At 47.1% G+C, this 11,977-nt stretch carries 11 protein-coding genes; 10 read left to right on the forward strand and 1 reads right to left on the reverse strand.

Annotated features, from left to right (window positions below; all coding sequences use genetic code 11):
* Nucleotide 1 precedes the first annotated feature (1 nt).
* Genes purH through HMPREF3093_RS02140 form a run of 4 tightly spaced genes read left to right on the forward strand, consistent with a single transcriptional unit; the run spans nt 2 to nt 4,695 of the window.
* Nucleotides 2-1,531 carry a bifunctional phosphoribosylaminoimidazolecarboxamide formyltransferase/IMP cyclohydrolase gene (gene purH, locus HMPREF3093_RS02125; protein WP_070755386.1) on the forward strand — a complete coding sequence of 510 codons (1,530 nt, stop codon included), beginning with the start codon at nt 2-4 and terminating at the stop codon, nt 1,529-1,531.
* Nucleotide 1,532: 1 nt separating this feature from the next.
* Entirely contained in the window at nt 1,533-2,768 is a 1,236-nt protein-coding gene (purD, locus tag HMPREF3093_RS02130) for a phosphoribosylamine--glycine ligase (RefSeq protein ID WP_070755387.1), read from the forward strand.
* Between the two features lie 28 nt (nt 2,769-2,796).
* Entirely contained in the window at nt 2,797-4,101 is a 1,305-nt protein-coding gene (gene purB / locus HMPREF3093_RS02135; RefSeq protein ID WP_070755388.1) for an adenylosuccinate lyase, read from the forward strand.
* A gap of 45 nt (nt 4,102-4,146) precedes the next feature.
* Nucleotides 4,147-4,695 (forward strand): DJ-1 family glyoxalase III, encoded by a 549-nt coding sequence (locus HMPREF3093_RS02140; protein WP_070755389.1) that lies wholly within the window; start codon nt 4,147-4,149, stop codon nt 4,693-4,695.
* Nucleotides 4,696-4,729: 34 nt separating this feature from the next.
* Here HMPREF3093_RS02140 and HMPREF3093_RS02145 read toward each other — a convergent pair whose 3' ends face one another.
* Nucleotides 4,730-5,851, reverse strand: coding sequence for an alpha/beta fold hydrolase (locus tag HMPREF3093_RS02145; protein WP_070755390.1), 1,122 nt, complete (start codon nt 5,849-5,851; stop codon nt 4,730-4,732).
* Nucleotides 5,852-5,997: 146 nt separating this feature from the next.
* Between HMPREF3093_RS02145 and HMPREF3093_RS02150 the strand changes: the two genes are divergently transcribed.
* The 6 genes from HMPREF3093_RS02150 (at nt 5,998) to pepT (ending at nt 11,938) form a co-directional block, all read left to right on the forward strand.
* On the forward strand, nt 5,998-6,555 hold the full coding sequence (locus HMPREF3093_RS02150; RefSeq protein WP_070755391.1) for a TetR/AcrR family transcriptional regulator: 558 nt from the start codon (nt 5,998-6,000) through the stop codon (nt 6,553-6,555).
* A 154-nt stretch (nt 6,556-6,709) separates the two neighbouring features.
* Nucleotides 6,710-8,392, forward strand: a complete 1,683-nt coding sequence (locus HMPREF3093_RS02155; RefSeq protein ID WP_070755392.1) for a ribonuclease J — start codon at nt 6,710-6,712, stop codon at nt 8,390-8,392.
* Between the two features lie 14 nt (nt 8,393-8,406).
* Nucleotides 8,407-8,991, forward strand: a complete 585-nt coding sequence (locus HMPREF3093_RS02160) for an energy-coupled thiamine transporter ThiT (protein WP_070755393.1) — start codon at nt 8,407-8,409, stop codon at nt 8,989-8,991.
* A gap of 153 nt (nt 8,992-9,144) precedes the next feature.
* Nucleotides 9,145-9,870 carry a tRNA (adenine(22)-N(1))-methyltransferase gene (locus HMPREF3093_RS02165; RefSeq protein WP_070755394.1) on the forward strand — a complete coding sequence of 242 codons (726 nt, stop codon included), beginning with the start codon at nt 9,145-9,147 and terminating at the stop codon, nt 9,868-9,870.
* Between the two features lie 7 nt (nt 9,871-9,877).
* The gene (locus HMPREF3093_RS02170) at nt 9,878-10,684 is read left to right on the forward strand and encodes a Nif3-like dinuclear metal center hexameric protein (RefSeq protein WP_070755395.1); all 807 of its coding nucleotides are present in this window, start codon (nt 9,878-9,880) and stop codon (nt 10,682-10,684) included.
* A 12-nt stretch (nt 10,685-10,696) separates the two neighbouring features.
* Nucleotides 10,697-11,938, forward strand: a complete 1,242-nt coding sequence (pepT, locus tag HMPREF3093_RS02175) for a peptidase T (protein ID WP_070755396.1) — start codon at nt 10,697-10,699, stop codon at nt 11,936-11,938.
* Nucleotides 11,939-11,977: the final 39 nt, after the last annotated feature.

The following is an 11,977-nucleotide window of genomic DNA, read 5'->3' on the forward strand; positions in this document are numbered from 1 at the left end:
TATGAGTAAAAAACGTGCCTTATTAAGTGTCAGCGACAAGACGGGCTTACTAGACTTCGCCAAGGGTCTAGTGGCTGCTGGCTATGAGTTAATTAGTACGGGTGGGACGGCCACCTATCTGAAAGATGCAGGGCTGGAAGTCTTGGATGTAGCCTCTGTCACTGGTTTTCCCGAAATTTTGGAAGGCCGAGTTAAAACACTGCATCCGGCTATCCATGGAGGGCTCTTAGCCAAACGTGACTCCGACTTGCACCGTGAGCAAGTCAGTCAAAATCAAATTGATTATATTGACTTAGTCTGTGTCAATCTCTATCCTTTCGAAGAGACAGTCAAGAAAGCAGGCGTGACGGAAGCAGAAGTGATTGAAAATATCGATATTGGCGGCCCAAGCATGTTGCGCTCAGCAGCCAAAAACCATCAAGATGTGACGGTCGTCTGTGATGTGGCAGACTACCCGGCTATCTTGGCAGAATTAGCTGAGAACGGGCAGGTGTCTGCAGCCACTCGTCGACGCCTAGCCATCAAGGTTTACCATAGAACAGCAGCCTATGATGCGGCCATTGCCCGTTACTTTGATCAAGTCGATCACTTAGTGCCAGATATTTTGACCTTGTCTTACAAGCTAGAGGATAGCTTACGCTATGGTGAGAACCCGCACCAAAAGGCTTGGCACTATGTCAGTGATCAAGCTGAAAGCTATACCCTGCAATCAGCCACTCAACTGCATGGCAAGCAAATGTCCTACAATAACCTTCAAGACGCCAGCGCTGCCTTGGATATCCTCAATGAGTTCCAAGGCCAAACAGCCTGTGTGGTCTTGAAACATATGAACCCTTGTGGGGTAGCGCTAGGGGCCAGTGTTAAGGAAGCCTTTGATAAGGCTTATGAGGCGGATCCTGTCTCTATCTTTGGTGGGATTGTTGCCATTAATGGGGTAGTAGATTTGGCGACCGCAGAGCGATTACATGCTATTTTCTTGGAAATCATCCTAGCTGAAGGATATGAGGCAGAAGCTTTAGACTTGCTTAAGAAAAAGAAAAATCTGCGTCTCTACCAAATCCCACAAGGTGGCAACTTGGCTCAAGCTCAAATTAAGAGTGTGCGTGGTGGTCTCTTGATTCAAGATGCCAACCAAGCCCTAGCAGAAGATTGGCGTCAAGTAACCCATCTTGCCCCAAGTGAGGACCAAAAAGCTGATTTAGAATTTGGTCTTAAAATTGTCAAGCATGTGAAGTCCAATGCTATTGTAGTGGCTAAGAATGGCCAGACACTAGGCATTGGTGCCGGGCAAATGAACCGGGTTGGGGCGGCTAAGCTAGCGCTCGAACAGGCTGGCGACAAGGCTAAGGGAGCCGTACTGGCTTCAGATGCCTTCTTCCCAATGCCTGATAGCCTTGAAATTGCGGCTGACTATGGCATCAGCGCAGTGGTCCAACCAGGTGGATCTATCAAGGACCAAGCTTCCATCGATGTAGCTAATGAGAAAGGTGTGGCCATGGTCTTCACGACCACACGCCACTTTAAACACTAAGATGGCTAAGGTACTCGTAGTAGGTGCCGGTGGACGTGAGCATGCCATAGCTTACAAGTTCCACCAAGAAGGCCATCAAGTTTTTCTCCTAGGTGATAACCCAGCCGTAGCGGCGTTTGGGACCTGTTTATCACTGTCCGAACCTGAGCTCATTACTTTTTGTCAGACGGAGCCCATTGATTTGGTCTTCATAGGACCAGAAGTATATCTAGTCGACGGCCTAGTGGACCGCCTTCAAGCAGCCGGTATTCGGGCCTTTGGTCCTTCTGCTAAGGCGGCTCAGCTAGAAGGCAGCAAAGTCTTCTCCAAGCAGATGATGGCCAAATACCAGATTCCAACAGCCAAGCATGAGAGCTTTAGCGATTATGAGACTGCTAAACAATATCTTGCCCAGCAGGCAAGCCCTATTGTCCTCAAGGCTGATGGCCTAGCCGCAGGCAAGGGCGTCATCATTGCTCAGACTCAAGAAGAAGCGCAAGAAGCCCTTAAAGCCATGATGCAAGAGGCTAAATTTGCGGACGCAGGTGGCTCAGTCGTTATTGAAGAATTCCTAGAAGGGGAAGAATTTTCCCTCATGTGTTTCGTGTCAGACCGCAAGGTCGTGCCTATGAAGGTGGCCCAAGACCATAAACGGGCCCTAGACGGTGACCGTGGCCTCAACACTGGGGGCATGGGCGCCTATCTGCCCATTTCTCATATCAGCGACCAAGACGTTGCCCAAGGCTTAGAACAAGTGGTTCAGCCTATGGTCGATGCTATGTCTCAAGAAGGCATGCCTTTCTATGGCATCCTCTATGCTGGCCTGATGAAATGTGCCGATGGTGTCAAAACCATTGAATTCAATGTTCGTTTTGGGGATCCAGAATGTGAAGTCCTCCTTCTCCAACTCAAGTCCAGCCTTTACCAGGTAGCTAATGCCGTCATTGATGGCCAGGACTTCCACTTGGAATGGGATCAAGATGCGGTTATTGGCGTGGTTTTAGCCGCCAAAGGTTATCCTGAAGCGAGTGTTAAAGGTAGCGTCATTAAGGGCTTGGATCAGCTAAGTGTACCAGTCTTCCACATGGGGACCCGCAAGGTAGCCAATCAGCTGACCATTAATGGTGGACGTGTCCTTATTGTCTGCGCCAAGGGGACCACACTTGCCAGTGCTAGACAGAAGGTTTATGATGAGATTAAGAAGATTGATTGTCCTGATCTATTCTACCGGCAGGATATCGGCTATCGCTCATTATAAGCGCAGGCTCAAGTAAAGGAGTTATAAGATGTTAGAACGTTACAGTCGCGAACCCATGCGTAGTATTTTTAGTGATGAAAATCGTTGGCGGGCTGCCCTCCAAGTTGAACTATATGCCGCTAAGGCTTGGTCAACCTTAGGTGTAGTCCCTGAAGAAGATGTCCAAGCCCTCTTTGAAAAGGCCGACTTCGACCTAGCAGGTATTCTGGAATTAGAGAAAGAAACCAAGCACGATGTCGTGGCTTTCACCCGCAATGTCTCCAGCTACTTAGGCCCTGAGAAGAAGTGGATTCACTATGGCTTGACCTCAACCGACGTTGTGGACACAGCCTATGGTGTCCTCTATAAAGAAGCCAATGATATTCTCTATCAAGACCTCTTAGATTTCCAGGCCGCCCTCAAGGAAAAAGCGCTCAAGTATAAATTCACGCCATGTATTGGTCGGACCCACGGGGTACATGCTGATATCTCTAGCTTCGGGCTCAAATTCGCCCTCTACTATGATGAATTTAATCGTCATATTGAACGCTTCAAGGCTGCTCGTAAGATGGTAGAAGTCGGTAAGATTTCAGGGGCTGTGGGGACTTTCTCCAACACACCACCGGAAGTACAAGACTATGTCTGCCAAAGCCTGGGTATTGAGTCTAGCCATGTGTCTACTCAGACCCTCCAACGGGACCGACATGCCGATTATTATGCCACCTTGGCCTTAATCGCAAGTTCAATTGAGAAAATTGGCGTAGAGATTCGGCATCTCCAACGGACTGAAGTGCGAGAAGCAGAAGAGTTCTTCTCTAAAAATCAAAAAGGGTCTAGTGCCATGCCGCATAAGCGCAATCCAATCTCAAGTGAGAACATGGCTGGTTGTGCCCGGATGATGCGGGGCTATATGCTGGCAGCCTATGAGAATATTCCGCTCTGGCATGAACGGGACATTTCCCACTCTAGTGCGGAACGTATCTTATCTATGGATGCAACCAGTCTCTTAGATTACATGTTGGCGCGCTTCACTAAGGTTATCCAAAATCTGACCATTTTCGAAGACAATATGATTAAGAATATTTATGCCACTCATGGTGTTATCTTCGCTCAGCGGACCATGTCGACCTTGATTGAAAAATACGGCTTTGCCCGCGAGCAGGCCTATGACCTGGTACAACCGCTGGCCATGAAGTCTTGGTTTGAGGCCATTCCTTTCAAGCAGCTCTTGCAAGAGGACCCAACCATTCAAGCCACCATGGATGCTGCGACACTTGATTCATGCTTCGAGTTGGAAGTTCATTTAGTCAACATTGATAAGATTTTCCACCGGATTCCTGGTTTGGAAGACTAGTTTAATTTGTAAATATAGACTTAATTTTGAGAAAGGGGCAGGCTGATGGCTAAAGTTGCTGTAATTTTTGCACCAGGCTTTGAAGAAATCGAAGCCTTGACCGTAGTGGATGTCTTAAGACGTGCTCAGATTCAAGTCGATATGGTAGGGTGGGCTGAGTCGGTAAGAGGCTCCCATGCCATCACGGTTGAAATGGATCAGGTCTGGCCACTTAGCTTGGCTCCTTATGATGCGGTGGTGCTACCTGGTGGTATGCCAGGTGCCGCCACCTTGCGAGACCAAGAAGATTTAGTGCATGCACTCAAGAAGCATCATCAAGAAGGAAAGCTGGTGGCGGCCATCTGTGCGGCGCCAATTGCCTTGGCTCAAGCAGGGCTTCTAGCAGACAAAAACTATACCTGCTACGATGGCTTTGAACAGCAGATTACAGATGGACACTATGTCAAAGAATCGGTAGTAGTGGACGATAGAGTTATTACCAGTCGAGGGCCAGCCTCCGCCTTGGCTTTTGCCTATGAGTTGGTAGACCAACTAGGTGGCGACGCCCAAGCTCTACGTCAAGCCATGCTCTATCAGGACATTTTTGGTCAATAGCATTAAGAAAAGAGGCCGATAGGCCTCTTTTTATTTAGTGTTTGTATTTTTGTAGGAAGTCCAGTACAAGGGGATAGACAAGGTCTAGCCTATCCATTTGACAGTGAAGGGCCCCACCCGTCTGGCTAGTGAAGAGGTGGCTTTCAACAGCTTTAGCATGGATTAATTTTCTTTTTATCTGCTTGAGACGATAGGCAGGGACATATTGATCTTCTTGTCCCGCTAATAATAAACAAGGTTGACTAATACGATTTAAGATAGGGGCTACCTGGTGACGCTCTAAATTTCGGTAGAAATCATAAGGGGTCTTCTCACCAGTCAGTTGGTAACCATTCTGTAGAGACCACTTGAGTTGTATATTGGATTTTGTAAAATATTCAGTTAAACCATTAATCAACGGCTTAGCCCTTAAATGATAGAGTAGTCGAAAGCCAGAATAGGCTACTGGGCCCAAGGTTAATTTGAGCGCATCCATAGCCGAATAGAAGATATCTAAACAAATAACTGACTGAATGCGGGGCTCAAAAGCCGCAGCTCTCATAACAAGGTATCCGCCCCATGATAGCCCCATCGCGTCGCAGGACTTAAGGCCAAAATAATCTAGGACAACTTTCACGGGCACTTCAAAATTGGGCTGAAAAGTTAAACCTTGCTGATAAGTTTGGCCCTGACCTGGCCCGTCGAACAGGATAAGATGGTATCCTTGGTTTTGAAGGGGAGCCACAAAATCACACAGTTCTTCGAGCATTCCGTCAAAGCCCCCAAGAACGAGGAGGGTTCGACTGGCGCCGGGACATTCTATACGTAGGGCTGGTAAGTATCCACCAGGGTAGGGGATTTTATGGTAGCTATAAGGAGAACCCTGGTAAGTTTGATAAAAAAGGGCCGTATAGTGATCTAAAGTGGACTTTTTGCGAGGGTCGGTGGCGTCTAAGTAGAAGGCTGCTGCCCGAAAGTAGCGCGCAGCAATATCCAATTTACCTTGGGCTTCATAATCGCTAGCTTTGCTAGACCACCAAGTGTACCAAGATTCAAAATCAGTGATGGCTTGACCTACTTCACTTAAATCTGCCATGACTTCAGGATGATGTTTAAGTCGAGAGGTAAAGCGAATAATCTGAAAGTCAAATTGCGGGTCGCCGGTATAGTGTTTCATAAGTTTCACTCCTTTTGGTCTATCTGTCACTAGCATAGCCAAATGGTGTATAATAAGACAGAACAGAAAAGCTCTATCTGTTGTTTATCCAACAGATTAACCTGATTTGTTGGATTAAATAGGTTGTTTGACTAGGAGGCTCCGCCATGGATAGACGAATTATCAAAAGTAAACAGGCACTTAAACAAGCCTTGCAAAAGCTGATCCAAGTGGATGAATTTAGGCATTTGACGATTGAAGAAATTTGCCAAGAGGCAGGCTGTGCAAGGTCAACATTCTATAGCCATTTCGAAAGCAAGGAAGAGCTACTAGTGGAAATTATTGACGAGCAAATGGCTAAGATTGAGCGACTGATTGCCAGAAGATTTGATGATCAGTTGGACTTTTATCGGTATTTGGAAGGCTTCGTGACTGAAATCGTAGAACCCGACCGTCCCTTCTTCCAAAGCTTGTTAGCCATTAATTTAGGACCAGATGGATTCCGGTCACGACTGGACCAGGCCTTTCAGGAATTATTTATGAAACACTTAGGCCATCTCAAGTCTTCTCATATCCTCAGCCAGTATTTCAGTGCTATGGCCTTAAAAACAACGGATCTGATGGTGACAGAATCGATTGCAGGTCAGGATATGAGGGTTTATGCTAAACTAGCTCAGTCTATGTGTAAGGCTGTGGTTGAAACAAGTAAAAACTTTGGCAATTAGGCTTTTTGGCGGAGGGTGCAGGCTCGATTCGTCCTTTGCAAAATCAGGCAAAACAGTATATAATAAGGAGAACATCTACAACAGTTGTGGTAATTGCTGGACCGGTTTACGACAGCACTTATCGACTTTATGAAATGAATTTTTGAGGTGAATTATGAGCAATATTAAAATTATTCCCCTAGGTGGGGTCCGCGAAGCAGGGAAGAACCTGTATGTGGTAGAAGTCAACGAGTCTATTTTTGTAATGGACTGTGGCTTAGTCTTCCCAGAGGAGGGCTTGCTAGGGATTGACGCGGTCATTCCAGACTTCTCCTACTTAGAAGAAAATGCGGACCGCGTTGTGGGGATTTTCCTCACTCACGGCCATGCCGATGCAGTGGGTGCCTTACCTTATCTTCTAGAAGTAATTGAAGCCCCTGTCTTTGGGACGGAATTGACCATTGAATTGGCTTCACTTCTAGCTAAGGAGCGGGGCTTGGCAGACCGTTTGGAGAACTTCTTCAAAATTGATGAAGAAGTAGAAATTGAATTTGAAGATGCCAATGTTTCCTTCTTCCGGACAACTCACACTATTCCAGACTCTGTGGGGATTGTCATTCAAACCAAGGAAGGTTCCATTGTCTATACCGGTGACTTCCGCATTGACCCAAGTGCTAAGCCACTTTACAAGACTCACTTTGGACGCTTGACGGATATTGGGGAGAGTGGCGTTCTAGCCCTCTTGGCCGATTCTTCGGAAGCTGAAAGCCATGTGGAAAACGTGAGTGATCAACAGGCGGCAGATGAGATTCTAGAGACTTTCCGTAATGCTCATGGTCGTGTCATTGTGGCCTGCGTTGGCAGCAACATCGCGCGTCTCCAACAAGTCATGGATGCTGCCCACACCTCTAAACGGACCATTTTTGTTCCAGGTGGGGAGCTCATGGATATTGTGGATACAGCCATCAAGTTAGATAAACTAATCATGCCAAGTAAGCGTACCTTCGGTCAAATGAAGAATATTGGCAAGTTCAAAGACCATGAAATTATTATCTTAGAGACCGGTATGTCGGGTGAACCTATTCAAGCCTTGCAACTCATGGCTCAAGGGCGCCATCGCCAAGTCAAGATGCAAGAAGGGGATTTGGTCCTCTTTGCTTCAACGCCTTCAATTGCCATTGAGACTGCTATGGCGCGGACCCAAGATATGATCTACCGAGCAGGCGCTCAAGTTAAGGTCTTGACCGACAGCTTCAAAGCCTCTGGTCACGCGACCCCTAATGAGCTCAAACTCATGATTAATTTCTTACAACCAAAAATCATCATCCCTGTAAACGGTGAATACCGTCAACAAGCGGCTTTGGCCGATATTGCCAATCAATTGGGTTATGAAGACGATCAAATCTTCATTCCTAGCGCTGGTGATGTGATTGAATACCGTAAGGGCCAATTCCTGATGACTCAAGAAGTGCCAGCAGGGGACATCTTAGTCGATGGGAATGGGGTCGGCGATATCGGGAGTGTCGTCTTACGTGACCGTCGTATCCTCAGTGAAGATGGGATTTGTGTCATCGTCGCGACAATTTCCCGCCGACTCAAGAAGGTATTGGTAGGGCCACAAATTGTAACCCGTGGCTTCGTCTATGTTAAGTCCAGCATCGATTTGATTGAATCTGCTTCGGACATGACCTTAGACATCTTGGATAAGCACTTGGCCAGCGAAGAGTTCGACTGGGCTGAATTGAAGAGTGATTTACGAGAACAAGTCAGCAAGTACTTCTTCAAGGAAACCAAGCGTCGTCCAGTTGTGCTTCCAATCATTATGGAAGCGTCGCAATACCAACCTAATAAGAACTAAGGAGGGACGCCTTAATGAATAAACATACAGTACGTCGTTTGCGAGATGTTCTGCTAGCCATTGTCCTCAGTTTGGCAATTTCTATTGCCTGGCTGAAACTGGGTGAACTGCCTCTCCATACTGCTCTTGTTGTCTTACCTCTCATTTGGGTAGGCCTCCGTCATGGGGGTGCCAATGCCGTTGTGAGTGGCGTGGTAGTTGGCTTAATTACGGGCGCTGTAGCGGGGCATTTTGGCGATATTGTCTCAACTGCCTTGATTGATGTCTTGCCCTATACAGCAGCTGGTTTGGCAGGTTTCTTCGCCAAATATACCCAAAAGACCCTCAACAATCGCCGTTATTCCTCAACTTACCTGAATATGGGGACTGCCAGTCTCTTAGTGGTAGCTAGCTTCCTAGCGATCAAGGTCGGCATGCTTTGGCTCATGCAACAAGAAATTCCCTTTACTTGGGGTACTGCCGCTCTAGCTGGTCTAGAGGCTTGGGCGCTAGCCTTCGTTATCTTAGTGATTCTGGCTCGCACCAATGTTGACGCCATCATTCCAAAACGCAGTCGTTATCTGACTCGTCGGGAAGTTTCACGCCTCTTAAATGACTAATTAGCCTTTAAAAAAAACGCGCTTGCCATTGGCAAGGGCGTTTTTTATCATTTGTTAACAAGTTGCTTAAAAGTCGTCAAAGTCTTAGTAAATTCATAGGCGTTTTCACAAGAATGGGGTATAATAGAACTAGTAGTTTTAGGAGGTGGGAGCTTGAATTCTCAACAATTATCGCGGCGTTTAGCCACCGTGGCAGATTTGATTTGCCAGTATGGGGCCAGTGACATCCGTTTGGCGGATATCGGCAGTGACCATGCCTATTTGCCTTGCCACTTAGCCCTCAATCAAAAAATTCAAGCAGCAGTAGCAGGGGAGGTTGTAAAGGGGCCTTATCAATCTGCCCAAGCCGAGGTTCAAAGTCAAGGCTTAGATTCAATGATCCAAGTTCGACTGGGCGATGGCTTAGCCGTCATCCAAGCTGACGATGCCATTAATGTTATCAGTATTTGTGGCATGGGCGGCAGTCTCATTCGGTCCATATTGGATGAGGGGCAAGACAAGTTAAGTCACGGCCCATTGCTAGTGCTTCAGCCAAATATCGGGGAAGCGACCTTAAGAAGCTGGCTCAGTCAACACGACTACCAGATTGTCCATGAGACCATTGTAGAAGACAGTCAACGACTCTATGAAATCATCGTTGCTCAGCATCAACCAGGTGCCTCTGCTTTAAGTCCACGCCAGGCCTATCTAGGTCCAAGCTTAAGCCAAACCAGAGGACCTTTATATAAACAAAAATGGGTGCGAGAGGAAGCCAATCTTAAGGCTATTCAAGCCCAAATTCAAGCAGCACCTCAACCAGACCAAGCGAAGCTAGCCGAGATTGCTGAAAAATTAGGCTGGATTGCGGCTAGCCTAAGTCAATGTCAAGCAGAGGAGTAATGATAACATGACAAATTTTCGCCAATTAATGTCGGCCCTTGAGGCCCACTATCCGCCTCAAATGGCCGAGTCCTGGGACCAGGTCGGCAACCACTTTGGTCGGCCTGAGGCTCCTGTTAAACGCCTAATGGCCGTTTTGGATTTAGATGATGCCAGTCTAGCTGAAGCCATTGAAAAGGGCGTAGATACCCTAATCGTTCACCATCCGGTCCTCTTCAGTCCAATTAGACGATTTGACTTTTCTAGTCCTGAACAGGCTCGCTATGAAGCTTTAATTAAACATGACATTAAGGTTTTTGCCATGCATACTAACTTTGACATTGCCCACAATGGTATGAATGACTGGCTAGCAGAACAGCTAGGCCTAGAAGGCGTGTCATCCTTAACCCCGGGTGCGCAAGAAGACCAGCCTGGCTTAGGACGAGTGGGTAATCTGCCTCAAGCGCTCAATCGTCAGGACCTATTGGCTCTCTTGAAGTCGACCTATGGCCGGACTGAATTGCCGGTGGTAGAGGCCAAGCCTAAGGACAGCTATCAACGAATTGCCTTGATTGGTGGTAGCGGGACCCAGCCAGAATATATTCAAGCAGCGGCACAAAGCCAGGCTGACGTCTTTTTAACTGGGGATATTTCCTACCATCGGGCGCAGCTCTGCTATCAAGAAGACATGATGACGGTCGATGTCGGCCACTATGTCGAGAGCATCTTCAAAGAAAAAATGCCAGCCTTCTTGACTCAATTAGCTCAAGAACAAGGCTTTGACTATCAAGTTATTCCATCTCAAGCATCAACTAACCCCTTCCGTTATGAATAGGAGAGACATCTAATGACAGAACAATTTTTCCAAGAAACCCAAGAACGTTTAATCCGTTACGCTAAAATTAATACCCGCTCTGATGAAGCTAGCACCACTGTGCCTTCAACTGCATGCCAACTAGACTTACTGCATCTCTTAGTGGATGAGTTGAAGGCCATTGGCCTCCAAGAAGTGAAATTCAACCCAGAAAATGCCTTTGTGACGGCGACCCTACCAGCAACTAGTGACAAGCCAGTCCCAACCATCGGCTTTATCGCGCACGTGGATACGGCAGACTTCAATTCTGAGAATGTTCAACCTCGCCTGATTCCCAACTATGAAGGTCAAGACATCGTCCTCAATCAGGCTCAAGATATTGTCATGAAGGTGGCGGACTTCCCAGCCTTAAGCAGTTACCAAGGCCAAACTTTGATTGTAACAGATGGGACAACCCTCTTAGGGGCAGATGACAAGTCTGGTATTGCGGAAATCATGACAGCTATGGCTTATTTGGCGGCTCATCCTGAAATTGAACATGGTAAGGTAAGGGTCGCCTTTGGTCCTGATGAAGAAATTGGGCGCGGAGCCGACCGCTTTGACGTGGCGCACTTTGGCTGTGATTTCGCCTATACCATGGATGGGGGTCCAGTCGGTGAGCTCCAATATGAGAGCTTCAATGCGGCAGGGGCACGTTTGCATTTCCACGGCAAGAATATCCACCCAGGGACGGCAAAGGGTAAGATGATTAATGCAGTACAACTGCTTAAGGACTTCCTCTCTGCTTTGCCAGAGGATCAAGTGCCTGAGAAGACAGATGGCCGCCAAGGCTTTATCCATCCAATGGAAGCCCAAGTGACCGTAGATCAAGGCCAGTTAGATTTAATTATTCGTGACCATGACCGTCAAGCCTTTCAAGCTAAGAAGGACCTTGTCCAAAGCATTGTTGACAAGATGAATGCGGATTATCCCGTCCCAGTTGTTAGTCTTGAAATGAAGGACCAATACTACAATATGGCCGAAGTCATTGAGCAAGACATGAAATCTGTTGAACTGGCTAAGTCTGCCATGGAAGCCATTGGGATCAAGCCAATTATTGAACCCATTCGTGGTGGAACCGATGGATCTAAGATTTCCTTCATGGGCTTACCAACACCTAATATTTTTGCCGGGGGCGAAAACATGCATGGGCGCTATGAGTTTGTCGCAGTTGAATCCATGGTTAAAGCCACCCAAGTCATCGTCGGCATTATCCAAGCAAATGCTCAGGCCTAAGGTCTGAGCTTCTTGCCCTATAAAATAGACATCACCATC

Origin of the sequence: Abiotrophia sp. HMSC24B09 (genome assembly GCF_001815865.1) — a bacterium.
In the GTDB taxonomy this organism is placed as follows: domain Bacteria; phylum Bacillota; class Bacilli; order Lactobacillales; family Aerococcaceae; genus Abiotrophia.